Source organism: Shewanella sp. SNU WT4 (genome assembly GCF_006494715.1).
Lineage (GTDB): Bacteria > Pseudomonadota > Gammaproteobacteria > Enterobacterales > Shewanellaceae > Shewanella.
In genome coordinates, this window is record NZ_CP041151.1 from 3,294,952 (window position 1) to 3,317,796 (window position 22,845).

Here is a 22,845-nt window from a genome sequence, read left to right on the forward strand (position 1 = left end):
CCTTGGTAAACCCTTATGCTAGCAGTAAATTATCGCCTTGTACTTTATCATCATCCCAACCTAAGCCGTCAAACACTTCCAGCCATTCTGGCTCAAGTTCTGTGGTAATTGACATAGCTTGTTGCGTCACTGGATGAATAAATTCAAGCCGCTTTGCTATCAACCATAACCTATTATGTTGAAAATGTTCTCTAAAAAAGCGGTTTTGTTTGCCATCACCATGAGTGGTATCACCCACTATAGGGTGGCGTAAGTGCGCCAAATGGCGTCTTAATTGATGCTTACGCCCAGTCTGCGGCGTTAAGGCCACCAGCGCGTAACGACTGCTCGGATAACGGTCTGACTGAAATGGAATTTCAGCATTAAGTAGCGGCTGATAATGGGTGATAGCTTCTTTAAATTGGCCTTCTGGATTGGCAAATTTATCGGCGACCTTATCAAGCTCTTCTTTCAGCGGATAATCAAGAGTATCGGCCTCATGCATATTGCCGCGCACTAACGCTAAATAGGTCTTAGTGACTTGATGGGCGGCAAATTGGTCACACAAGAGGCGCGCCACTTCACTGGATTTAGCAAACAATAGCACTCCAGAAGTAGGTCTATCGAGTCTATGCACAGGAAACACATGGCAACCCACTAAATCACGAGTCATTTGCATAGCAAAATAAATCTCGCGCCGCGCTAAATAACTGCGATGCACCAACAAACCCGCGGGTTTATGAATGGCTACCAGATGCTCATCTTCATACAACACAGAAATGACGGGGGCATTAGCGTCTTGCCATTCATCTAGGTTAGAGTCGGTGCTATTTTCGCTGCTATCAGCAGGTATACTTATCATGACAAATACTCATCAAGTTGCTGTAAAAATTTAATTAATGGTAAATACTGCGCCTGCCCTTGCCACGCCTGTTCAGCCATAGGCGCTAAAGCAATGGCGCCGGGCAAGCTCAGGCCTAAGGCCAATAATTGCTGCATTTTGGGGATGAAAATAAACTGCAGCCACTGCGCAAACGACATAGTGTCGCAGGCAAAAGGCGCGGTACTTAATAACGCGGACTCATCGATAGGCGTTGCTTGCCACAGAGATAACTCCTGCATTAACGCTTGTAATTGCTGTAAATGAGCTGAGATTTGCACGGGTAACATAATTCACCTTTTGCGCTTGAGTGACATCGCAATTGAACAGCCCGGCAGTATAGCATTGACGCTGGCTTGACATATAATACCGCCCATAATCACGTTAAGATGAATCACATATGCAAGAGATCACGAGCTTAGGGCAATTTTTTAATGCGGCTAGCACTCAATATCAAGTTTACGATTTAGGTCGGCGCGTCCAACATATTGATGCCTTGGCATTTGACCAAATTGAACAGCAACACTGTCCTTACCCTTACCCTATCCAAGGCCATGCCCAATTTGCCATAGTGTTTTGGAATAGCTCGGCGCAGCATTATATCTGGTTTTTAAAAATTCCACTCGATGAACGCGGTTTATTAAGTGGCGCGGCAACCCAGCAGTTTTTGCACATGGTAGCAGAGGCGTTTGGCAGTAATCCCAATGCAGAGCTTAGCGAGCAGCAACAAGAGCGTTTAGCCAATCACCCTTTTAGCTTTAAACCCAGCCAGACTAAACAGGCCATTTTCAACGCATTAGTGCGCCAGCAACTCGCCATTGAAACATCAAGCCAATACCCATTGGCCGTGAGTTATTTAGCGCTTGAAATCCCTCTTGATGAATGGCCTAAGCTTGGCATGCAAGGCTTAGCGGATATCTGCGTGCGTCATCAAGACCCATACCATCAGCAGCTGATCCTTAACGGCTTGCAGCGGGCGCCGTTAGAAGTGAATATCGCGCTCTGTCAGTGCCTAGAACATTTATCACTTGATAACGCTTTATTGCAGGTGATCTGGAATAAGTTACAGGCCAATACCAATCAAGCGCAGTATTTCTTACAAGCCTTAGCCTCATCAGTGCCCTTAAGTAGTGAAGCTGTGGTGGCGTTAAATAGCCACCCCGGATTAAATCAAAGCTTACTCATTAGCATTGCCGCCCGTAACTGGCGTATTTTGAAACAGGATCATCTTCTCAATATTTATCTAGAAGCCTTAGCCACTCAAGAACAACACTTTTTTAATCAGATTTTTGCTGATATTGTGGCCATTCCTGAGTTGCGTAGCGTATGCCTTGCTGCACTTAGAGATCCTAAACGCAGCGTAACTCTTTCTGCCGCTATTGGCGGACTATTTCAGGCGACAACCTCATGATGACAGACGTATTATTAATGCTAGCGGTCGGCGTCATTGCCGCTTTCTTCTGGCAGTTACGCCAAATGGCGGAACAAGCAAAAGTATTTGCCGAGCAAGAATGTCACAAACAAAACGTGCAACTGTTAGCTTTTGCGCAAGAAACGGCTAAACCAAGCCTAGGTGGCCACAGTGGCATTTGTTGGAAGACTAAATACTTATTGGAATTTAGTACCGATGGCATAAATCAATATCAAGCCAGTGTTTGGATGCATGGTAAGCGGATCACTAAAATTCAGTGGCCAATTTTCCCAGAGCCTGAGTGGCATCAAGCGCCAACCGCCAAAGGTAGCATAGGTGGTGGCTGCGGTGGTGGCGGTAGCAGTAAAGGTAATTGCAGTTCAGGCAGTTGTCGTTAACGACGTATTGGGCGGGCTTAACAAAGCGAGTACATAATCCAAAAACAAGAAGGGCGCGGCAAAAGCCGCGCCCGGTACACCTTGTGATAGCCTATCCTGCTATATTGTGCTCCCTGCTCCATCCATGCGAACGTTGTGCTCCTGCATCATCCTTGGACTACTGTCTTTTTCCTTGTCTTTTCAGACGTATTCCCTTACTCCCGGCATTTCCTTTGGCGGGCCTGCTCTTTCCTGAGCGTGTCCAATCCCATCCTGGGTTTCTTTACTATTACATCCAGTAATAGCTAGATCCTTATTGAGCTTCCTAGCGTACAGTCATCCTGACTGTTATCATCCTTGTCGGCGGCCTTGCCATAACATTTGTTAATCAGTGACATCACTGTCGCTACACCACCGATAAATCTGTCATTGCGAACCATTGATTAGCTATCCTGCTGATGAATGTTCCTCAATCTCTCGACAATTAAAATTTTAACTTAAACCCACGATTTAAAAAGCGTGTTTTTAATATTTGTTTTATCAACAACAAAGCAAAAAAACAAAGAAAAGCTTAACAGGCTGATTTTAAACAATTAAATCTAGCCCATGCGCCTTTACTAACTAAAAGAAAGACATAAGTCTCACACGTTTGTAAGCAATATCCCACAAGATTGCGAGCAAGTTAAACTTTTGTTCATTTTTGGAAAATAAAAAAGGTGCATTTCTGCACCTTTCTTATATTACTCTTTGTTAGCTTTCCCGCTAAATTGTGCTCCCTGCACCATCCTTGCGTATCTTTGGCATCTAGCCATGTGTCCCTACTGTCCTTACTGTCCTTAAATTCCTTGTGTTGCCACTTTCATCCTTGAGCCTTCTTACATCCTGATAAGAAGCGCTAACCTAAGTTAGTATCCTTGGGCGTTCATTCCATAAACTGTCGCTTGCTGCTTAACGCATCCTGCAGGCTTCCTGGTCATCCTGAAAGTTTATTTTAGTTGCCCTACAAGCATGAGACTATCCATTAGGTCTCAGTATGGGTATCCAGTCCCATTCCATGTCATTCAGAATTGCTAATTACTTCCAGTATCTATTTCATCCTGAAATAGCATCCCTTTAAAACGTGACATCCATCACACCACAATTCATCTTTGGCAGGCCATCGCCACAAATAACTTTGAAGCCACCTTGCTTCAATACCTACAAAGTGTAATGAAAACACCACGATCGAGGCGGTCACAATTTAAGCAAACGGATATAAAGTTTAAACCTTATAAAAAAAACAATCTTAAACCTTTGTTTATAATAAGCTTATTCTTATGCGCGAATATTGCAGTCGCTATTTGCTTACAGCAATGTAAGATATCTCTTACAAAGTTACGGGCGTGATTGCCATCACGTTAACTTTTGATTATTTAAACGCTATTTTGCCAGTGGCAAGCTGCCAAAACATTAGCATGTCCCCAAGCAAACTATAAAAGGGATACTTAAATGTCGCAGGTCGATTTTTCTCGAACAAAAAATGCCCCATCCAAGCGGGACCATAACCTAACAACAGCAGTAACCAAGCCAAGTGCCACTCTCCAGAAAAGATCATCACAAACAATAGGATAATGACAGATAAACTGCCACAAAAGTGCAATTGACGGCAGCGTCCGTTTTGATGCTGCGACAAATAAAATGGATAGAACTCAGCAAAACTGGTAAATGAGCCTGATTCAGCTGTTGGTGTTGCCATAAAATAATAACTCCCCGCTGACATTACCAATATCAAGCGCTGTTAAATGGGTAAACTGGTATTGATGAAACAGTTCGACATGGTGCTGATTGGTAACAAACACTCCTATGCCTTGAATATCTGGCTGTTCGTCGCACCAATGGGTGATGGCATCTAAGAGCTTGCCAGCTAGCTGTTTGCCTTGCTCACTGGGCGCGAGCGCAATAAATTGCAAAATACCAGAATTTACACTCGGGAGATGATCGTGAATAACTTGGTCGCGGTGCAACCATTTCTGGGTGGATTGCCAGCCCGTGCTTAACAACATTTTGAAGCGCCAATGCCAAAGCTTATGTTGGCCAACAGCGGTGGCGGCATTAACTACACACACCACGCCAATAAGGCGCTCTTGGTCAAACAAACCGACTAAGGTTTGCTCTTGTTGCCATAACTCAGATAACTCTTCGCGGATGGCACCGCGCAGCTTTTGTTCGTAGAGGTGATCGTTGCCGCAATAAAGTGCATCCCGAAACACAGGATCATCATGGTAAGCGTTATAAATTATCGATGCGGCTATGCGCAAATCATCGGCGGTAAGAAACATAACACGGTATTGATGTTGATATTCTTGTTCCATTTGGACCTCCTCGCTTTTCAAATACTCTAGCAAGGATCTCTTTGGTTGTTAATAAAATGTTTCACTCGTTATTGAGCGCTATGACTTCCACTTGAATGCCTTAATTCTGCTACCCTCTATGAGTTAATTTTAATTGTTGAGGCTCCTATGGATACAACCATTCCAAGCTTAGGGCATTTATTTGAGCAGCTAGGTCTTGAGTCCAGTGAACTGGCGATTGAAACCTTTATTGGCAAGCACGCTTTGGCTCAGGGGGAGTACATCTATGAAGCCCATTTTTGGACGCCATCACAACAAAGTTTTTTAGCCGAAGCTATTAGCTCAGATGGCCACTGGAGTGAACTGGTCGATCAACTGGCGAATTTACTCCAAGGCTAACTCGCGCTAACTCATAAAGTAAGCCTAATACCTAGTCAGCCAATACTTTGTGATAGTTTCTAACGGCTATACCAAAGCCGCGCAATGCAATAAACTGCTAGGCATTATATTTTTATCTCTCAATTCCTTATGAGCCCACTCGAACAAGTGATCAATCAAGCCTGCTTACTGCATCAAGCAGGCAAGACCCCAAGTTTAGCCTTATTAAAAGCTAAGATAAAAATGCCCATGCCAGTATTAGTTAAAGGCTTACAGGCATTTAAACAATTAGCGAGTGATGAGATAACGAGCCGTGCGCAAATACCGAGTGCGCCGCAAATCAACCCTATTGAAGCGGCGCCGACTCAGTCACTTGAGCTACAAATAGCAGAGTTACAGCAGCAGCAACTAGCAATGACGACCATGATAGAACAACTAACACAACGTATTACTGAGCTGGAGCAGCGCGCCTAATGTTTGTCGTAGAGTTAAGATTTGAATGTTTTGCTGACACTAGCTTTACCGCGGTTGAGCAAGCCATTAATGGTTTATTAGAAGCCTACCGTGCCAACGGCCAAGTGTTAGGGCGCGAGTTTGCCATCGCCTTTAATGACGGTGAGTTTAAAGTGAGATTGCTGCTGCCAGAGGAAGACAGCTTGCATTACAGCTTCAATAGCCCATGGGTAAAGCAAGCGTTAAGCCACTTAACTGAGGCAAAAATACTCGCGCCGAGAACCAAGCTAATAGGCCAAGACATAAATTCAGAAGAAACCAGCACAGACACGCCAAGCTGGCAGTTACTCTATACCAGTTATGTACACATGTGCTCACCACTTCGCAGTGGCGATGACCTGCGCCCTATTCCTTTGTACCGAATCCCAGCCACCTTTAATGGCGATCATAAACGCATGATCCGCTGGCAAACCGAATGGCAAGCTTGTGATGAGTTACAAATGGCGGCAGCAACCGCCGCTGAATTTGCAGCCTTAAAAGAAATAACTACTGTGGATAGTGACTTATTTCGCCGAGGATGGGATTTACGTGGTCGCGTTGAATTTTTAACTAAAATCCCCACTTACTATTATGTGTACCGAGTAGGCGGCAGTGATAAACAATCTGAGCGTGAGCGTCCCTGCCCTCGCTGTGGTAATCCTGATTGGGCGTTATCTGAACCCTTATTAGATATGTTTCACTTTCGCTGCGATGATTGCCGCATAGTGTCTAACTTATCTTGGGATCATCAGTAACTTCAAACCCTAGCCATTCATGGAAATTAATGCTTACCCGTCAAATTGTGCCACATCACTTTTAAGCGGTTAATCATGCCAGGATGGCTAAGTTCTGGCATTTCTTCATGAACTGGCGCCACCGGCAGCATTACGCGCGGGGTTAACAGAGTTAAATACTCAGCCAAGCTTGAGGCTAACTTTTGCTCTTGCTCATGGCCAGGCACTTCAGTCCATACGCTACCATCTTGATTATTAACGGTAATCATATGATCGCCATCGGCTAACAAGCCAATAAACCATGTCAGCGGCTGCTTGAGCTTTTGCTTCATCATGATATGGCCAATCAGATTTTTTTGCAGAGCCTCTAAGTCGTCGCCACTCCAAGTCTGCAATAACTCGCCGGCGCCTTGCTCGCTATGAAAATACAAGGTGCCCGCATAAAAACTGCCGTAAAAATTGGCGATATCTGGCCAAAAACTAATGTCTAAAGCTAATTCAATATTTTTAAAGCTGGCTTGTGGCTCTTGCGCTTGCCACTGCCAATGCACCCGAGAATCATTACTCGGTAAGGGTTCAATCATGCAAGGTGATGGCATATCCATGGGATAGCACTGAGGTAATTCCCCCATTTGCTCTTGGTAACTGTGGGTGTATCTCTTTAAAAAATCGTGTAATTGACTATGACAGGACACTGAAGTCATTCCTAATTTGCAGTATACTTTAGCGATATTTTGACACGGATACCTGTTAATGACACGACATAACGACCCATATCATGGCGCAAAGGAACTCGCCGGATTAACTTTAGGTCAAGCGACCACCTATAAAGACCAATATGCGCCAGAGTTATTGCAAGGCGTGCCAAGAGCCCTTAATCGTCAAGCCATTGGCTTAACAGCAGAATTACCTTTTACTGGGGTAGATATCTGGACGGGTTATGAACTTTCTTGGCTTAATGCTAAAGGTAAGCCTATGGTTGCTATCGCCGAGTTTGTCCTGCCTGTTGATAGCCCTAATTTAGTCGAATCTAAGTCGTTTAAACTCTACCTTAATAGCCTAAATCAAACTAAGTTTGCCTCGGTTGATGACCTGCAACAAACATTAATCAAAGATTTAAGTGGATGCGCTGGTAAACCTGTAAAAGTTTCTATCATTGAGCCTAAGCACTTTAATCATCAGCGGGTGGTTGAATTACCTGGCCACTGCATAGATGAACTTGATATTGAAGTCTCAGATTACAGTTTTAATCCTGACTACCTCAGTGATAGCACAGATAAAAAGCAAGTAGTGGCAGAGACTCTGACCTCTAATCTGTTGAAATCTAACTGCTTAATTACTTCTCAACCCGATTGGGGCAGCGTGATGGTGCGCTATCAAGGACCTAAGATTGATAGAGAGAAATTATTACGCTATTTAATTTCTTTCCGCCAACACAATGAGTTCCATGAGCAATGTGTCGAGCGCATTTTTATGGACTTAAAACAGTTTTGCCATTGCACTAAGTTAACTGTCTATGCGCGCTATACCCGCCGCGGTGGTTTAGACATTAATCCATACCGCAGTGATTTTGAGCATGTCTTAGACAATCATCGCTTGGCGCGGCAATAGAGCCATTTTTGATCGTATCAAACGATTAATGCATTAACGCCAACAGACACCAGAGCCAATGCAACTAATGCTTGGCTCTTTTTATATCTATACTGTCCTCCCACTATCTCAACTCGATGTAGATCATCTTATTGAAAACTATCGCGCTTAGTACTAGTCAGCGCCGATGCATTTCATTAGGCTGTGACTAATAACACTGAGGAGTATGAGATGTTTAAAAAATTACTGGCATCCATTGGTATAGGCTCGGCCAAGGTCGATACCTTATTGCATACCGAGCATTTGTATCCAGGACAAGAATTCAGCGGTGAAATTTTAGTAATAGGCGGAGATGTTGCCCAAGAAATTTCAGGCCTAGATCTCGCCTTAATGACTAAGGTGAAAGTAGAAGGTGAAAATGGCGACCATTTTACCAATCATATGCTGCAAAATTGGCATATTAGCGACAAATTCACTATTGCGCCGAAGGAGCAGCGCCGCATCCCCTTTAAAGCGACTCTGCATCCAGAAACCCCACTGACGCAACTTGATACGCGCGTTAATCAGTCGCAAGTGTGGTTAGCTACCGGCCTTAATATTGATATGGCGATTGATGCCAGTGACAAAGACCCTCTGTATATCTACCCCAATGAAGTCGCCACCGCCTTTATGCAAGCCATGAATAATGCCGGCTATCAGTTATTTAAAGCAGACGTTGAGAAAGGTTACTTAAATACGCGCGAATTTCGCTCAGCTTCTGGCTGCTATCAAGAACTTGAATATCGGCCGCTGCGCACTAGCTTATTTGGCGTGAAAGAAGTCGAGCTATCCTTTGTGCCAGCGCACAACGTCACTCATGTGTTAATTGAGCTCGATCGAGCCTTTAAAGGGGATGGCTTTCGCAGCCTGAGCATTAATCACGATGCTGCCAGTATTGCCAACATAGCCCAGCGTTTACAGCCATTACTGAGCTAACAAATCTTTACGCTAAATGGCGCGAGTATAGGGCTAATAACGTAAATCTGCCCATAAAAAACGGGTCCATGGGGACCCGTTATTATTGTTAAACTTTCTTAACAAATTCTGACTTTAACTTCATGGCACCAAAGCCATCAATCTTACAGTCGATATCGTGATCGCTATCCACTAAACGGATATTCTTCACTTTAGTACCCACTTTAACGACTAAAGATGAACCTTTAAGTTTCAGGTCTTTGATCACAGTCACTGTGTCGCCATCTTGCAAGATAGCACCGTTAGCATCCTTGTATACTTTTTCAGTCTCAGTCGCCTCAGTTTCAGCGCCTTCAACCCATTCATGGGCACATTCTGGGCAAGCGAACAGGCTACCATCAAAATAGGTGTATTCAGAGTTGCACTTAGGGCAATTTGGCATAGCAGACATGGATAAAACCTCAAACAAACACATTAAACGGAAATTATATCCGATTTGAACGTGATGCGGCACAAACATAGCCATTAATTGCGATTCATCTAACGTTTTGACTCTATTTTTTCTGATAAAAAGCATAAGCCTCTATCAAATTTTTGATTAAAGTTTCAGCCAACCTCCTGTTATTATGACGGCTTACCCCCTGAATTCACTGCTATTTTGAGGATAACTTAATGACCAATTATCGCTCCATTGCATTAGTAGGCCTGTGTGGTTTACTCACTGCGGCTTGCAGCCAAACACCCACTCAACCCGCCAACACTATAGGTATGGCAAATCCGTCAGCGGTATTTTGTCTTGAACAAGGCGGGCGCTATGAAATTGAAAATCAAGACAGTGGCAGCATAGGCTATTGCTATTATCAAGGCGTTAAGTATGAGGCTTGGCAATGGTACCGTGACCAACATGCCACTGACTCTAGTGACTAAAGAGCGCTAACTCTAATCACTCGGGTTAACTCCAGATATAAGTAACGCTCAAATCGCAACAGCAGAAATCTTGCTATCTGGCTTGCTAAGGGTGAGCTTTACTATTGGCAATGCTACAATTGCCCATTAAATTTTCTTTGGGCAGCTAAGACTGTCCATCTAATGTTACTGGGTCATTTATGGGCAATCCAACTCCCCTTGCAAGCGCACCAACTCTTACTCTGAGTTCGCACAAACGCGCCTACAGCTACGCTGTTACTATTTCACATTTATTTGCAGATATTCATGCATCTCATCTGCCCGCTGATCGGGTAATTGGCCAGTATTTTCGTGACAACAAAAAACATGGTTCCAAAGACAGAAGAGTTATCCGTGAAAGCTTATTTAGCATGTTTAGATGGTGGGGTTGGTTAGCACAATTTTCAAATGGCGAAATAGTCAGTAAGCAAGCACCATTACCTAAGTTTTGGTTTCAGCAATTGTGTGGCTGCGCCCAGTTAGAGCAACATTCCTGGCAAGACATAATCACAGCCTGGCATGAGTTAGGTGACTTATTTGTATGTCCCGACATGCCAAGCGAGACTCTTGAGCAAAAAGCGCAAATGTTACAACAAGTCATGCCAAGCGGCGTGACGCTAACTCTTGAGCAACTAGTTCCTGCATGGTTTTGGCAAGTCACAGAAATTAGTGAGCACAATAAACCCCGCTTAATCGCCGCTATGACCAGTCGTCCACCTATTTGGGCTCGAGCTCAAGGCGTTAGCGTGGCAAGCTTAGTCACTGAATTACAACAGCAAGGCATTGATGCTAAGGCGAGCGAATATTTTAGTGATGCCCTAAGCCTTGGCCATAAAAGCATTAACCTCAATGATATAAGCCAATATCAACAAGGAAAAATTGAGATCCAAGATTTAGCCTCACAAGTGATTGGCCAAGTGTGTGCCCCTAAACCTAACCAACAATGGTGGGATGCTTGTAGTGGCGCCGGCGGCAAGAGCTTACAGCTAGCATCGTTAATGAAAGCGCAAGGTCAAGGTGGCAGCATAGTAGCCTCTGATATTCGCCAGCACGCACTTGATGAATTAATCAAACGCGCTAAACGTGCCAAGGTTAACAACATCAGTATTGCTCGCTGGCGCAGTGATGAATTACCTGTTGCAGCCGGCAGCTTTGATGGCGTATTGGTCGATGCTCCATGCAGTTGCACTGGTACTTGGCGACGCAACCCAGATATGCGTTGGCTAGATACTCAAGCCGTGGTTGATGAAAAGCCTCAGCTACAACTTGATATTTTGACTCGCTGTAGCCGCGCAGTTAAGGCCGGCGGCGTCTTAGTCTATGCCACTTGCTCAGTGGCCGCCGCTGAAAACGAGCTGGTCGTTAAGGCATTTTTAGCCCAGCACCCTGAATTTAGCATTGAAACCATAGCTCACCCGTTTACAGGTGAAGCCAGTCAGATGTTAACTATTTGGCCTTATGAGGCCGATAGCGATGCTATGTTTGTGTGCCGTATGCGCCGCATCTAATCCACATAGTTATGGTTAGCTAGCATCACGCTAACTTGCGCGTTAAGACTAGTGAAATGGATGATTGGCGCCATTAACGTCTCTCTGACTCAGTTAAATTGCTTCTTAGCTGAGTCAGTGAAAAAAATTATCACTGAGAGCAAAAATTTATCACTTTCCTGTTCCTCTAAAAAAAATAAACTTATTAACGCAATAGTGCATTTTTTTGGATAGAAATATGTCTCAGTACAAAGACTTCGATGAGCAGGAACCTTGGGAACAAACAAGCAAGGGGCGGCAGAAGAAGATCAAACCCAGACAGCGCTCAGGAAAGAAACGTTACTTTGATGATATGGAGATTGGCATTTACCAAAAAAACGCTAAAAGCTAATTCTTCTAATGGCAGTGATTGAAATCATTGCTGTTATCAATCTCAGAATTCAAAAAACAGCTTTAAAACGATAAAGGCCAGTGTTCGCACTGGCCTTTATCATTTCGGCTTGGACTTAAAATCGTACTTTCATGCCGAGATAAAAACTTGAGTCAAAAGTGTTATCAGCCACGCGCTCATACTTAAAGCGCATATAGCGATAGCCCACATAAAAACCAAGTTGCGGCGTCAAGTCATATTGAACCTTGGTATCGGCTTCGTAATGACCATCGAGCTTACCAAAGGCCAATACTGATGGCGTATAGTAACCCGCCGCGTGCCAAGATAATTTAGAACCTAAATCAACGGCATATCGACCACCAATGGCTAACATATTGCCATCAGGGCTAGTGAGCGACCATAACTGCGAGTACTGCAGACCAAACTCCATGTGATGAACACCCGCATCGTGGGTCACATGTGTTGTAGCTTGTAAGAGATAACCTTCATCATCGCCATAAATGTAATTAATGCCAGCATTGGCATTTTTGGCTATAGGTGCAATTAACTCTGCAGCCACTACATCGTCATTTAACCCTAAATTGAATTCAGCAGCTGTGGCAGGCAAGGCCATGAAAGCAAGTAACAACAACGGCTTAGTAAAATGAGTCATAAATATCAAAACATCCAATGTGAAAAATAGCGCGATTTTACCTTATGCCTAGGCTGGCGTATCGTTAAAACAGGCAAATCAGCCAAAATTTAACTAATAGGCAATCAGATCAATCAATTAAGAAACAATAAGCCTGTCGCCCACTAAGGACTGCATTAAGGCGTCAACATTAACATCATCATGCAAGGGCAAATAAAACCAATCAATAATATTACCTGTACCACGCGCACTATAAAAACTGTGCCAGAATTGCCAGCCCGCTTTATTAAGATTGGCTTTGCTGGCAAGATTCTCATCTCTTACTGTTGCCCACAACAGCTTTATCCCTAAAGCTTTAGCCCTGCTAACACGCTCTTGCGTTAAACGCTGCGCTATCCCTTGGCGACGAAAATCAGGGTGAACCACTAAGTAGCCCATTTCAGCTACATCGCCCTCCCCTTGCTTAATTGCCGCGCATCCGACTAATTGCCCCGATGGCGCCAACGCCACTATGACGGCTCGAGATAAACAATAGCCTTGATGATCTAAGGGATGCGCATTGTCATCGCGGTTATCTATCAAGGCGGCAGCTTGTCTTATTAAGTCAAGATCTTGGGTTTCAATGTATGTATATTGGTCAGCAAGTGACATTGTGAACTCGTCGCAACAATGGGCCTAAAAAAATGATGGCAGAGTCTAGCAAATGCCTACCATCTTTGCCTCAAAAAACTCACTGTTGCCTTAGAGATATATCCAAGTCGCCAAACCTAGAAAGCTAAAAAAGCCAATCACATCCGTTACAGTTGTCAGAATGACTGAACCTGAAAGCGCAGCATCTTGGTTAAATTTGTCCAAAATCATCGGAATAAGCACCCCAGAAGCAGCAGCCGCAAGCAAGTTAATCATAATGGCGCAGCCGATAATAAAACCTAACGAGGGGTCAGCAAACCACCACGCCGCCACACAAGCAATCACAATCGACCACACCACCCCATTAACTATGCTGATGCCGATTTCATTGCGCATTAATGGCCACAAGTTACCACGTGATACTTGCCCCATGGCCATACCGCGGATCATTAAGGTTAATGATTGACTGCCAGCAATACCGCCCATAGAGGCAACCACAGGCATTAATACCGCTAAGGCCACTACTTGAGCTAATACTGGCTCAAACAAGCTAATTGTGGCTGAGGCTAAAAAGGCGGTGAGTAAGTTAATCCCCAGCCAAACTGCGCGCCGCTGCGCACTCTTTAATACTGGCGCAAATAAGTCGTTGTCTTCTTTTAAACCGGCGCCGGCCATTAACTGTGATTCTAAATGCTCACGAATAATTTCGGTCGCAACGCGTAAGCTCAAGCGCCCGAGCAATTGCCCGTCTTCGGCTAAAATAGGCATTTCGGTTTCATTGCTGTGCTGCAAATATTCGGCGGCATCAAACAGGCCTGTGTCGGCGGCTAACACCGGCTTATCTTCATCAATTAAGCTCACTAAGGCCACGTCGCCATCGGCTTTAAAGATCATTTGCCGCGATACAGTTCCTATGTATTTATCATCTATATCAGTAATAAACACGTTATCACCGCAATCTAAGGCAATTCGGCGAAAAAAGCGTTGTGCCTGGGCCACATTGGCAGAATCACTGAGCACTAACATGCGGTGATCAGCATAACGACCCACTTGTGACTCGTTAAATTGATCATAAATTTCATAGCGTTCGCGCTGACGATTGCCCATTTGTTGCAGCGCGCGATCAACTAACGCTTCGGGGAGGGTATCGCTCCAATCAATCAACTCTTCTGGCGATAACATCGCAAAGAGTAAATCGACCTCATCGTCATCGAGTAAATTCAAAATACTCTGTCGAGGATCGGAGCGCATCATAGTCAGGACAGCGACTCGCGCCAAACCATCAATTTGCTGCCAACGGTCAAGACGCTGCTCGCGCGGTAAGGATTCCAGCGCCAAGGCGATAAAGCCCGGCTCAGCTTCATCAAGCATTTCGGCAAAGCACTGAGCTTGGGCGTCACCATCCAATAAGGTTAATGTCTGGATCCAATCAGAAAAATCCCCAGAAAAAGGCTCAGTGTTATCTTGGTATTGCTGGTTTTCTATCAAAATAGTTCTCCCTCGGAACCAGACCGCCACTCTCACGTTAACGAGAAAATGCAGATATCGATTGGCGCTGACTGTTGGTAATAACGAGCGCAAGTATCACAGCGACTATGTTCGTGACTAAAAAATTGACTTAAGAATATTGCCATCACAAAAAAGCCATCACTCGATGGTCTGCCATCACTTTAAAAAGTCTCTGTGCTAAAAATTCTAAAAATAAACATAACCAAATCAATGGTGAAAAAATAATATCAAAAAAACGCATCCAGTAGTGAACTAAACCTTTAGCTATGACTCAAATACTATGAACAACAGATTTAGTTTCTTGTGTTCATCATTCTCCCTGGGACTTCTAGCGCGGTCCCCCTCGACTTACTATGAGTCAATAAGCAACCTTAACGGTTGCTTTTTTTTATGGCATTTTTTGGCCAAGAAATTATTGGCTGGCAATAATAAATCGCAAACACCACTAAATATATTTAACTTAAAAATCATGAGCTTAAAAAGAAAGATATCATGAATTGAAAATAAATTAAAAAATTATTCTTTTTCGCTGAACTAATCCTAATAAGCCCGGTCTGAATATATGAACCGAATCATTTAATGTGTTTCATCGTTCATCATCCTCCCTTCAGATGATTTCTAGCGCAATCATCATTAGTTCCGAACTTTTGAACTGTTGGCGACCTAATTGGTCGCCATTTTTTTGCCTGTGACTTTCGATAAAAATATCAACGCAGGTGATCAAACTATCAATACAAGCTACCGATTCAAACCAATGATTCAAACCACAGATGTAACCTCAGCAATCACGGCTTAGTAACTAGCGCTAGGTTTCAACCCATAAAAAAACCTCCCGCAGGAGGTTTAAGTACATAAGCTAACTAGCTAAGTCATTAGTTAGACACTAGATTATAATCCCAGTGCCGCTAAATCTTTATTGACTACACTGGCAGGCACTGGCACATAACCGTCTTTCTTAACCACGGTTTGGCCTTCTTTAGATAACATGTAACGCACGAACTCTCTGTCCATTGGTGATAATGGCTTATTCGGTGCCTTGTTAATGTACACGTATAAGTAACGCGATAATGGGTAAGTACCGTTTACTGCGTTCTCAGCGGTAGCTTCCACATACTTGTCACCCTTTTTAGAGATGGCAACGGCTTTAACGCCGGCAGTCTTATAACCTATGCCTGAATAACCAATAGCGTTCAGAGACTGAGAAACTGACTGCACCACAGAGGCTGAACCTGGCTGCTCGTTCACATTGGGCTTAAAGTCACCTTTACATAAGGCTTCATCTTTAAAGTAACCGTAAGTGCCAGAGACTGAGTTGCGACCATATAATTGAATATCTTTATCAGCCCAGTTACCGCTTAAGCCTAGTTGTCCCCAACGAGTCACGTTAGTATCACCGCACTTATGGGTCGATGAGAAAATACCGTCGAGATCTTCAATGCTTAGCCCTTTGATAGGGTTATCTTTGTGCACGAATACCGCCAAGGCGTCGATGGCGACTCGAATGGCAGTCGGTGGGTAACCGAAATGCTTTTCAAAGGCTTCAACTTCATTTGGCTTCATTTTGCGGCTCATTGGGCCAAACTGGGCAGTACCTTCGGTTAAGGCTGGCGGCGCAGTCGATGAACCTGCGGCTTGAATTTGAATATTTACGTTAGGATAAATGTGCTTAAATTCTTCAGCCCATAAGGTCATCATGTTGGCTAAGGTATCTGAACCTACTGAAGATAAGTTACCTGAAACACCACTGGTTTTTTCGTAGCTAGCTAAGTTAGGATCGAGAGCCGCCATTGACGCTGTTGAAAACAATCCTGTTGCAGTAAAGGCTATGGCACTAATCAGCTTATTCAATTTCATCGTTATCTCCGAGATTACAGTTTAGTGATGTTGTTACAGCCACTATCCAAGTTCAACATGACAAGTCTATGACTGAGTCATGACACTTATATGACACTCGGCGAATTTTCCGCAGTTAATGTTCCAGGCGCTGTCAGTAATTGATGCGAAATAGTGAAACTAAACTGACTACCTTTGCCAAGAGCACTGACCACGTCTAACTGACTATGATGATGATTAAGCGCGTGTTTAACGATTGCAAGCCCTAAACCACTGCCGCCAGTATGGCGCGAGCGCGCGCTGTCGACGCGATAAAAACGCTCAGTTAAACGCGATATATGCTTTCTTGCTATGCCCTCACCAGAATCTTGTACGTAAAAACGCGCACCTTGATAAACTCGCTGCCAACTGACTTTAATGCTGCCACCTACGGGGGTGTAGCGAATAGCATTAGTCAGTAAGTTAGAGCACGCGCTTTGCATCTGTACGCTATCACCAAGCACCCACAGGCCAGGCTGCCAATCAAACTCAATCTTATGCTGTTCAAGGGATAAGGCCTGCGCTTCTTGTTCAAGTAACGCGCGCAGTTTATCCATATCAACCTGCTGCCTTAAATCACTGTCTTCAGCCGCTTCAATGCGCGATAACGTCAGTAACTGTTCAATCATGTGCCCCATACGCTCAGTTTGCTGCTGCATCAATTTAAGCGGGCGTTGATTAATATCATCGTCTTCCGCCATGCTTTGCATTACTTCGACATAGCCTTGCAATACAGTTAACGGCGTTTTTAATTCATGGGAAACATTAGCAACAAAATCGCGGCGCATGCTTTCAAGTTGGCGAATACGGCTGATATCGCGAGCTATCAGCAATAACTGACTATCACCATAAGCAATTAATCGCAGTTCCAGTAATTTGCCATCGGCAATCGGAGAAGGTAACTCCAGCGGCAGGTTATAGTTTTCATGATTAATGTATTGAATGAAATCTGGATGGCGCAGCAGATTATCTAAGCGTTGACCTTTATCTTTGGGCCACTCAAGCCCAAGTAATAATTGCGCTAAGCGGTTACACCATAAAATATTTCTATCCGCATCTAAGACGACCGCAGCATCGGGTAAGGCTTCCCCCCCTTGACGAAATCGGCCTAATATCGCCATTAATTGACTGATTTTTTTGCGATTCTTTTGCTGCAGTCGATAAATACCATTAAAGACGCCTTCCCAGCTGCCGCGCCCTTGCGGCGGCGTGAGTCTTTTATCGCGCCACAACCAATAATTAAGCCGCATTAATTGACGGTAATGCCATATCAACCACACGCTGGCACTGACTAATAATACTGAGGCAAGAGAGTCGAATAATAAGCCCACTACTACTATCAAAATTAACAGTAAAATAATGCGGCCAACTAATCGATAACCAGAATAGGAATCAAACATTAGCGGTCCTAACTTGTCGCGGCCGCGCCGCGCAAGTAATTGCTCTACACTCGGGTTGAAAAACGATAGCCAGCCCCGCGCACGGTTTGAATAAAGCTATCATGACCATGACTCTCAAGCGCCTTACGTAAACGCCGAATATGCACATCAACGGTGCGATCTTCAACGTACACATTGGTGCCCCAGACATTATCCAGCAACTGTTCGCGGCTATAAACGCGCTCAGGATGAGTCATGAAAAAGTGCAGCAATCTAAATTCAGTGGGCCCCATGTCGAGCACATGTTCACCGACGTTAACTCGATGCGACACTGGATCTAACGACAACCCGTTGACTTCAATGGCTTCTTCTAAACGAGTGGGCGCGCTGCGGCGCAGTACCGCTTTAATCCGCGCCACCAGCTCTTTAGGTGAAAATGGCTTAGTCACATAATCATCGGCGCCGACTTCTAAACCTTTGAGCTTATCTTCTTCTTCACCACGAGCGGTTAGCATTATGATGGGGATTTGACGCGAATATTCATCTTGCTTAATTTTCTTAGCCACTTGAATACCACTACCGCCTGGTAGCATCCAATCGAGCAAAATTAAATCTGGGTAAGGTTCTGTCATCATTGACAGCGCTGACTCAACATCATCCGCTTCAGATGTGATAAAACCATGCTGTTCAAGAACAAAAGTCAACATTTCACGTATGGCGAGTTCATCTTCAACAATCAAAATTCTTGCTGGCATAAGTATTTTTTCGACTTTGGGTTTATGAGCATTATTAGACAATTTTATGACATTAATATGAATGTCTGGCCAAGTTTACGATATTCATGGCGCGAATGTCTTTAGCATTTATGACCAAGTCAATTAAACCTTAGCATTTAGCTAACCAAGACTTTGAGGCTTGCCATAAAAATGTATGGTCCGCCTCGTTATTGCAAATGATATTTTCGATAACGAGGTTGGTTTGCGCTAATGTATTCGGAGTCTTCATTAGGTGCTACCACCCGCTCCACGATGAGTTCCGCGCTAGATTGTCCTCAAAAAGCCCAAAGCATACTGCGTTGCTGTTTTTTATGTCAGGTCTTCAATCTAGTGGTCTGACCGTTCTGCCATCTTTTTTATCATCTGCAAACTCGGCTTAAACTCTTACTTCAAATGCTTGCTTGGTCGATAACACTGACCACGCTATCCGCACTAACTTATTCGCCAAAGCGACAACCGCTACGTTAAATGGCTTTCTGGCTCTTAACTCCAAAATCCATTCACCAAAAACAGCGACTGCAACCTCTGGCCTTGATAAAATCGACCGTGCACCATGGATGAATAACGTCCTCAACGCTTTGTTGCCGCGCTTACTTATCCCCAAAAGCGTGGTTTTGCCGCCAGTTGAGTATTGATGTGGGACAAGCCCTATCCAGGCGGCTAACTGTCGTCCATTTTTAAAGTGACCCACATCGGAGATATCCGCTAAACACTGACTCGCTGTTAAATTTCCCACACCTGGGATAGATTTAAGCAGTTGAGCATCTTCATTTTGCTCGACAAGCTGTTTCAGCTTGTTATCTTGACCTGCAATACGCTCATTAAGCTGTAAATAGTATTCGTGATGCTCAATCAACTCCTGCATTAACATCTGAGGAATAGATTCTTTACTATAAGCAAGCCATTGAAATAGGCTCTTCATCTTGCTATGCCCTTTAGGGAAGCTCATACCAAATTCAAGCAAGATAGCTCCAATACGGGACATGCACGCGGTACGCTCTTTTACGTAACTAGAACGAATACGTTGGATCACTGAGATAACCTGAGCAGTTTCAGTTTTAACACCAACAAAGCGCATCGATGGGCGTGTTGATGCTTCCGCTATTGCATCAGCATCGATGTAATCATTTTTATTAGTTTTAACGTAAGGTTTAACGTACTGCGGAGGAATGAGTTTAACTTCGTGCCCAAAAGACTGGCACTTTCGAGCGAGCCAATGTGAGCCACCACATGACTCCATAGCTATGATTGTTGCGGGTATTTGAGCTAAAAACTCAATAAGTTTTGCGCGAGATAAATGCTTTCGAAATTGCTCTCGACCGCTATAGTCATGAGCAACAAGATGAAAAGAAGATTTGCCTAAATCGATCCCAATTACTTTAATAGTAGACATGATGGTTCGCCTCTTTGTTTGCCTAACCCTAAGCTTAGCTTAGGGGTGAGGCGGACCATCTAATTAAGGCCCGTAGGGCCTTTTTTTATGACTTAACTTAAGTTTCGCGGTATTAATCGCTAAGGTTCAAACCATGCCGATTAATAGCAAGCGCACATTAAAACTTATGCTCAAGACCTACACCAAAGTACTTATCGTTATCACGTGAGGCCATATCATAAGAGCGGTCAGTGTAAAACATTAATAACTTAGTCGGTTTAGACAAGCTGTAATCGGCGCCTGCCGACCAGCTCTCACCTAAATCTTCCATGTCTTGATACTGAGCCTTTAAGGTCACAGCATTAATATCGTAAGCCGCACTGAACAAGTAACCATTTTTCATATCACCATTCACGGTTTTTTCTTGCTGCTGATACATACCGCCCAGCACTACCCCAACAATTTTACCTTGAACGCTGGCACGCAAAATATCATAGCCTTTGACTTTAGAGTCATAAGCCAGCGCGGCATAAATTGGCGTTGATTTTAATTTGCTATCACCATACATAGCCGCCACCGAGAAACCATTTTCATCTTCTTGTGCAGCATCACCTTCAGCGGCATACGTCACACCTAAAGTAATACCCGACATAGTTGGAGTTAAATAAGTGGCAGTTTGCGCTAAGCGGTTTTCACCTTTAAACAGATTTTTTAAGTCGCCAGATAAATCATTGAATTGATCTACGCCGCCTTGTGACACTTTTAATAATGTATCATTGCGACCGACTGAGAATGCACCGAAGTTACCGCGTAAGCCGACAAACTGATTGCGAGCAGTAAAGTTATCACTGGTCTCGGCCCCGGTATCCACTTCATATTCCAAGGTATAAAACGCTTCTAAATCTGAGCTGATTTCATACGCCCCCATAACACCTAAGCGTGAGGCATTACTTTGGATAGTGGTCGTTTCCTCACCCTTCTCATCATTAGATTGGGCGGTAACATTTAACTTACCATAAACAGTCAGAGGATCAGCGGCTTGGGCAGAGGCCATAGTTAACGTTACTAATGAGGTCGCGATTAGCGTTTTAGTGAACTGTTTCATTATCATCATCCTTTAAAGCAAGTTTGTTTTGTTTTTTTAACTGTCTGCATCATGCAACAGCTTCATTACAATTTTATGTCAGGTTTAAATTTTCGCTAAAACTTTATTAAGCAACGCCTTATTTATTAAAGTCTTAATCTGTGAAAACCAATAAATATGGCTTAATTCGACATAATTGCCATGCCAAACGGCATAGTAAATGGGCACAAAACTAGGTGCTTTTACGGGCGGATCGTCTTATCAGCCTAAGGTTGGCTTTACCCTCTTTATGGTCTGGCGTAAACTGCGCCATTATTTCGCTATGGATACCTGTGCTATGTGGTTTAAAAACCTGACCCTTTATCGTTTCAATAAACCTTTTACCACCGACGAAGCCGTACTTGAAACAGCCTTGGCGGAATTCAGCTTTAGCCCTTGTACTAGCCAAGATGTCAGCAAATTTGGTTTTTCAAAGGCCTTTGGTAAACATGGCCAAACCTTAGTGCATTGCGCTAATAACCGATTTTTAATTAGCACTACCAAAGAAGAAAAAATTCTGCCAGGCCAAGTGGTGAAAGAAGCCATTGATGAGAAAGTGGCGTTAATTGAGCAAGCCGAACAGCGAAAAGTCACCAAGAAAGAAAAAGATGCGCTTAAAGATGAAGTGACCACCACTTTATTGCCGCGCGCGTTTTCTCGTCGCAGCCAAACCCAAGCGCTGATTTTATTAGATGAGCAACTGATCTTAGTCGACAGCTCTAGCGCCACTAAAGCCGAAGAATTATTAGCCTTGTTGCGTAAAGCGTTAGGCAGCTTGCCGGTTATTCCTGTGACATTCACTGTGCCAGTTGAGCAGCAGTTAACCACTTGGTTAGCTCAAGGCCATGCCCCAGCGCCATTTGTGATGCAAGATGAAGCTGAGCTTAAATCCATTGCCGATGAAGGCGGCATAGTGCGCTTTAAGCAGCAAAATCTGCAAGAAGCCGAAGTGCTGGCGCACTTAGAAACCGGCAAGCAAGTGCATAAGTTAGCGCTGCATTTTGAGCAGTCCATTGCCTTTTTACTGCAATCAGATACCAGCGTTAAGCGCCTTAAATTCTCAGAAGAATTTAGAGCGAGCACAGATGATGTCAATGATGAAGATCCTATGGTGCGTTTAGATGCTGATTTCAGCTTAATGAGCGGCGAGTTAGTGGCCTTTATGAAGGCTCTGATTGACGTGCTAGGTGGCCTAGAGTCAAAAGACTAAGCGCTGATTTGGGGGCTTGCCAATTGTTTAAGCCCCCTAATTAGAGTTGCGCGACTGTGCTTAGTTTACGTGCTCAGTCGCGCAGCTATTTCCCGGTTCGGCTTCATCGATTGGCGCCACTGACATTTGACTACTTTCATCTAAGTGCTTTCATTTAAGTGCTTTCATTAAAGCACTCTCATTTGGGTTCTTTCATTTACATACTGTCACCCCAATAAAGCGGCATGTCTTATCTGTAATATCGAGTCTCAAGCAACAAACATTCGCAAACCACTTTATAGACAGCTAATCAGCCCCGAGTACAAACTTCACCCGTAAGCACCCACGCAGTTAAAAATAATTAGATTGCCATTAACCAAAGTGCGATAGGCCTCACATTGCCGTAAGATTTTGCT

At 44.0% G+C, this 22,845-nt stretch carries 25 protein-coding genes; 11 read left to right on the plus strand and 14 right to left on the minus strand.

All coding sequences use genetic code 11. The features are described 5' to 3' along the window. Positions 1 to 13 precede the first annotated feature (13 nt). Complete coding sequence (truC, locus tag FJQ87_RS14805) at positions 14 to 841, minus strand: tRNA pseudouridine(65) synthase TruC (RefSeq protein ID WP_140933272.1); 828 nt, start codon at positions 839 to 841, stop codon at positions 14 to 16. After that, positions 838 to 1,149 (minus strand): YqcC family protein, encoded by a 312-nt coding sequence (locus FJQ87_RS14810; RefSeq protein ID WP_140933273.1) that lies wholly within the window; start codon positions 1,147 to 1,149, stop codon positions 838 to 840. The genes truC and FJQ87_RS14810 overlap by 4 nt, the downstream gene beginning before the upstream one ends. A gap of 110 nt (positions 1,150 to 1,259) precedes the next feature. Between FJQ87_RS14810 and FJQ87_RS14815 the strand changes: the two genes are divergently transcribed. Together FJQ87_RS14815 and FJQ87_RS14820 are read left to right on the plus strand one after the other, a co-directional pair. After that, the gene (locus FJQ87_RS14815; protein WP_140933274.1) at positions 1,260 to 2,270 is read left to right on the plus strand and encodes a DUF3549 family protein; all 1,011 of its coding nucleotides are present in this window, start codon (positions 1,260 to 1,262) and stop codon (positions 2,268 to 2,270) included. Continuing rightward, positions 2,267 to 2,668, plus strand: coding sequence for a DUF3301 domain-containing protein (locus tag FJQ87_RS14820; protein ID WP_140933275.1), 402 nt, complete (start codon positions 2,267 to 2,269; stop codon positions 2,666 to 2,668). The genes FJQ87_RS14815 and FJQ87_RS14820 overlap by 4 nt, the downstream gene beginning before the upstream one ends. Before the next feature lie 1,387 nt (positions 2,669 to 4,055). On the opposite strand, the gene FJQ87_RS14825 is transcribed toward FJQ87_RS14820, so the two are convergent. Further along, positions 4,056 to 4,382, minus strand: a complete 327-nt coding sequence (locus FJQ87_RS14825; protein WP_140933276.1) for a DUF962 domain-containing protein — start codon at positions 4,380 to 4,382, stop codon at positions 4,056 to 4,058. Further along, a complete protein-coding gene (locus tag FJQ87_RS14830; RefSeq protein ID WP_140933277.1) occupies positions 4,363 to 4,998 on the minus strand; it encodes a GNAT family N-acetyltransferase in 636 nt (211 codons plus the stop codon). Before FJQ87_RS14830 ends, FJQ87_RS14825 begins: the two co-directional genes overlap by 20 nt. 147 nt (positions 4,999 to 5,145) lie before the next feature. Between FJQ87_RS14830 and FJQ87_RS14835 the strand changes: the two genes are divergently transcribed. The 3 genes from FJQ87_RS14835 (at position 5,146) to FJQ87_RS14845 (ending at position 6,602) form a co-directional block, all read left to right on the plus strand. After that, positions 5,146 to 5,376, plus strand: a complete 231-nt coding sequence (locus FJQ87_RS14835; protein ID WP_140933278.1) for a DUF2789 family protein — start codon at positions 5,146 to 5,148, stop codon at positions 5,374 to 5,376. Positions 5,377 to 5,505: 129 nt separating this feature from the next. Then, positions 5,506 to 5,829, plus strand: a complete 324-nt coding sequence (locus tag FJQ87_RS14840) for a hypothetical protein (protein WP_140933279.1) — start codon at positions 5,506 to 5,508, stop codon at positions 5,827 to 5,829. Further along, positions 5,829 to 6,602 (plus strand): Zn-ribbon-containing protein, encoded by a 774-nt coding sequence (locus tag FJQ87_RS14845; RefSeq protein WP_140933280.1) that lies wholly within the window; start codon positions 5,829 to 5,831, stop codon positions 6,600 to 6,602. The genes FJQ87_RS14840 and FJQ87_RS14845 overlap by 1 nt, the downstream gene beginning before the upstream one ends. 26 nt (positions 6,603 to 6,628) lie before the next feature. Here FJQ87_RS14845 and syd read toward each other — a convergent pair whose 3' ends face one another. After that, entirely contained in the window at positions 6,629 to 7,285 is a 657-nt protein-coding gene (gene syd / locus FJQ87_RS14850) for a SecY-interacting protein (RefSeq protein ID WP_140933281.1), read from the minus strand. A gap of 49 nt (positions 7,286 to 7,334) precedes the next feature. Between syd and queF the strand changes: the two genes are divergently transcribed. Further along, complete coding sequence (queF, locus tag FJQ87_RS14855) at positions 7,335 to 8,192, plus strand: NADPH-dependent 7-cyano-7-deazaguanine reductase QueF (protein WP_140933282.1); 858 nt, start codon at positions 7,335 to 7,337, stop codon at positions 8,190 to 8,192. Between the two features lie 210 nt (positions 8,193 to 8,402). Continuing rightward, complete coding sequence (locus FJQ87_RS14860; RefSeq protein ID WP_140933283.1) at positions 8,403 to 9,146, plus strand: sporulation protein; 744 nt, start codon at positions 8,403 to 8,405, stop codon at positions 9,144 to 9,146. Positions 9,147 to 9,234: 88 nt separating this feature from the next. Here the strand turns inward: FJQ87_RS14860 and FJQ87_RS14865 are convergent, their stop codons facing one another. Next, positions 9,235 to 9,576, minus strand: coding sequence for a zinc ribbon domain-containing protein YjdM (locus FJQ87_RS14865; RefSeq protein WP_140933284.1), 342 nt, complete (start codon positions 9,574 to 9,576; stop codon positions 9,235 to 9,237). A 221-nt stretch (positions 9,577 to 9,797) separates the two neighbouring features. Between FJQ87_RS14865 and FJQ87_RS14870 the strand changes: the two genes are divergently transcribed. From FJQ87_RS14870 to FJQ87_RS14880, 3 genes are all read left to right on the plus strand, one after another. Beyond that, complete coding sequence (locus tag FJQ87_RS14870; RefSeq protein WP_140933285.1) at positions 9,798 to 10,052, plus strand: DUF333 domain-containing protein; 255 nt, start codon at positions 9,798 to 9,800, stop codon at positions 10,050 to 10,052. 179 nt (positions 10,053 to 10,231) lie between these two features. Further along, positions 10,232 to 11,578, plus strand: coding sequence for an RsmB/NOP family class I SAM-dependent RNA methyltransferase (locus tag FJQ87_RS14875; protein ID WP_140933286.1), 1,347 nt, complete (start codon positions 10,232 to 10,234; stop codon positions 11,576 to 11,578). Positions 11,579 to 11,795: 217 nt separating this feature from the next. Then, positions 11,796 to 11,948, plus strand: coding sequence for a small highly charged protein (locus FJQ87_RS14880; protein WP_140933287.1), 153 nt, complete (start codon positions 11,796 to 11,798; stop codon positions 11,946 to 11,948). A gap of 115 nt (positions 11,949 to 12,063) precedes the next feature. Here the strand turns inward: FJQ87_RS14880 and FJQ87_RS14885 are convergent, their stop codons facing one another. The 8 genes from FJQ87_RS14885 to FJQ87_RS14920 all read right to left on the minus strand — a co-directional run bounded on the left by FJQ87_RS14885 (position 12,064) and on the right by FJQ87_RS14920 (position 21,222). Continuing rightward, entirely contained in the window at positions 12,064 to 12,600 is a 537-nt protein-coding gene (locus FJQ87_RS14885; protein ID WP_140933288.1) for a YfaZ family outer membrane protein, read from the minus strand. A gap of 117 nt (positions 12,601 to 12,717) precedes the next feature. Continuing rightward, a complete protein-coding gene (locus FJQ87_RS14890) occupies positions 12,718 to 13,230 on the minus strand; it encodes a GNAT family N-acetyltransferase (protein WP_140933289.1) in 513 nt (170 codons plus the stop codon). Between the two features lie 90 nt (positions 13,231 to 13,320). Beyond that, a complete protein-coding gene (locus FJQ87_RS14895; RefSeq protein WP_240778932.1) occupies positions 13,321 to 14,694 on the minus strand; it encodes a magnesium transporter in 1,374 nt (457 codons plus the stop codon). A 912-nt stretch (positions 14,695 to 15,606) separates the two neighbouring features. Next, positions 15,607 to 16,572, minus strand: coding sequence for a phosphate ABC transporter substrate-binding protein PstS family protein (locus FJQ87_RS14900; protein ID WP_140933290.1), 966 nt, complete (start codon positions 16,570 to 16,572; stop codon positions 15,607 to 15,609). 86 nt (positions 16,573 to 16,658) lie between these two features. Continuing rightward, complete coding sequence (phoR, locus tag FJQ87_RS14905) at positions 16,659 to 17,990, minus strand: phosphate regulon sensor histidine kinase PhoR (RefSeq protein ID WP_140933291.1); 1,332 nt, start codon at positions 17,988 to 17,990, stop codon at positions 16,659 to 16,661. 44 nt (positions 17,991 to 18,034) lie between these two features. Then, positions 18,035 to 18,724: a phosphate regulon transcriptional regulator PhoB gene (gene phoB, locus FJQ87_RS14910; RefSeq protein ID WP_140933292.1), complete on the minus strand. Its 690-nt coding sequence runs from the start codon at positions 18,722 to 18,724 to the stop codon at positions 18,035 to 18,037. A gap of 397 nt (positions 18,725 to 19,121) precedes the next feature. Beyond that, positions 19,122 to 20,138, minus strand: coding sequence for an IS110 family transposase (locus FJQ87_RS14915; protein ID WP_140930156.1), 1,017 nt, complete (start codon positions 20,136 to 20,138; stop codon positions 19,122 to 19,124). Between the two features lie 157 nt (positions 20,139 to 20,295). Then, complete coding sequence (locus FJQ87_RS14920; RefSeq protein WP_140933293.1) at positions 20,296 to 21,222, minus strand: porin; 927 nt, start codon at positions 21,220 to 21,222, stop codon at positions 20,296 to 20,298. A gap of 316 nt (positions 21,223 to 21,538) precedes the next feature. Here FJQ87_RS14920 and rdgC point away from each other — a divergent pair, with 316 nt between their 5' ends. Beyond that, positions 21,539 to 22,450, plus strand: coding sequence for a recombination-associated protein RdgC (gene rdgC, locus FJQ87_RS14925; RefSeq protein WP_140934145.1), 912 nt, complete (start codon positions 21,539 to 21,541; stop codon positions 22,448 to 22,450). Positions 22,451 to 22,845 lie beyond the last annotated feature (395 nt).

What these genes read in the sequence shown, in the direction of transcription:
- truC (WP_140933272.1), bottom strand. Translation starts at nt 841, where the DNA reads ATGATAAGTATACCTGCTGATAGCAGCGAAAATAGCACCGACTCTAAC.
- FJQ87_RS14810 (WP_140933273.1), bottom strand. Translation starts at nt 1,149, where the DNA reads ATGTTACCCGTGCAAATCTCAGCTCATTTACAGCAATTACAAGCGTTA.
- FJQ87_RS14815 (WP_140933274.1), top strand. Translation starts at nt 1,260, where the DNA reads ATGCAAGAGATCACGAGCTTAGGGCAATTTTTTAATGCGGCTAGCACT.
- FJQ87_RS14820 (WP_140933275.1), top strand. Translation starts at nt 2,267, where the DNA reads ATGATGACAGACGTATTATTAATGCTAGCGGTCGGCGTCATTGCCGCT.
- FJQ87_RS14825 (WP_140933276.1), bottom strand. Translation starts at nt 4,382, where the DNA reads ATGGCAACACCAACAGCTGAATCAGGCTCATTTACCAGTTTTGCTGAG.
- FJQ87_RS14830 (WP_140933277.1), bottom strand. Translation starts at nt 4,998, where the DNA reads ATGGAACAAGAATATCAACATCAATACCGTGTTATGTTTCTTACCGCC.
- FJQ87_RS14835 (WP_140933278.1), top strand. Translation starts at nt 5,146, where the DNA reads ATGGATACAACCATTCCAAGCTTAGGGCATTTATTTGAGCAGCTAGGT.
- FJQ87_RS14840 (WP_140933279.1), top strand. Translation starts at nt 5,506, where the DNA reads ATGAGCCCACTCGAACAAGTGATCAATCAAGCCTGCTTACTGCATCAA.
- FJQ87_RS14845 (WP_140933280.1), top strand. Translation starts at nt 5,829, where the DNA reads ATGTTTGTCGTAGAGTTAAGATTTGAATGTTTTGCTGACACTAGCTTT.
- syd (WP_140933281.1), bottom strand. Translation starts at nt 7,285, where the DNA reads ATGACTTCAGTGTCCTGTCATAGTCAATTACACGATTTTTTAAAGAGA.
- queF (WP_140933282.1), top strand. Translation starts at nt 7,335, where the DNA reads ATGACACGACATAACGACCCATATCATGGCGCAAAGGAACTCGCCGGA.
- FJQ87_RS14860 (WP_140933283.1), top strand. Translation starts at nt 8,403, where the DNA reads ATGTTTAAAAAATTACTGGCATCCATTGGTATAGGCTCGGCCAAGGTC.
- FJQ87_RS14865 (WP_140933284.1), bottom strand. Translation starts at nt 9,576, where the DNA reads ATGTCTGCTATGCCAAATTGCCCTAAGTGCAACTCTGAATACACCTAT.
- FJQ87_RS14870 (WP_140933285.1), top strand. Translation starts at nt 9,798, where the DNA reads ATGACCAATTATCGCTCCATTGCATTAGTAGGCCTGTGTGGTTTACTC.
- FJQ87_RS14875 (WP_140933286.1), top strand. Translation starts at nt 10,232, where the DNA reads ATGGGCAATCCAACTCCCCTTGCAAGCGCACCAACTCTTACTCTGAGT.
- FJQ87_RS14880 (WP_140933287.1), top strand. Translation starts at nt 11,796, where the DNA reads ATGTCTCAGTACAAAGACTTCGATGAGCAGGAACCTTGGGAACAAACA.
- FJQ87_RS14885 (WP_140933288.1), bottom strand. Translation starts at nt 12,600, where the DNA reads ATGACTCATTTTACTAAGCCGTTGTTGTTACTTGCTTTCATGGCCTTG.
- FJQ87_RS14890 (WP_140933289.1), bottom strand. Translation starts at nt 13,230, where the DNA reads ATGTCACTTGCTGACCAATATACATACATTGAAACCCAAGATCTTGAC.
- FJQ87_RS14900 (WP_140933290.1), bottom strand. Translation starts at nt 16,572, where the DNA reads ATGAAATTGAATAAGCTGATTAGTGCCATAGCCTTTACTGCAACAGGA.
- phoR (WP_140933291.1), bottom strand. Translation starts at nt 17,990, where the DNA reads ATGTTTGATTCCTATTCTGGTTATCGATTAGTTGGCCGCATTATTTTA.
- phoB (WP_140933292.1), bottom strand. Translation starts at nt 18,724, where the DNA reads ATGCCAGCAAGAATTTTGATTGTTGAAGATGAACTCGCCATACGTGAA.
- FJQ87_RS14915 (WP_140930156.1), bottom strand. Translation starts at nt 20,138, where the DNA reads ATGTCTACTATTAAAGTAATTGGGATCGATTTAGGCAAATCTTCTTTT.
- FJQ87_RS14920 (WP_140933293.1), bottom strand. Translation starts at nt 21,222, where the DNA reads ATGAAACAGTTCACTAAAACGCTAATCGCGACCTCATTAGTAACGTTA.
- rdgC (WP_140934145.1), top strand. Translation starts at nt 21,539, where the DNA reads ATGTGGTTTAAAAACCTGACCCTTTATCGTTTCAATAAACCTTTTACC.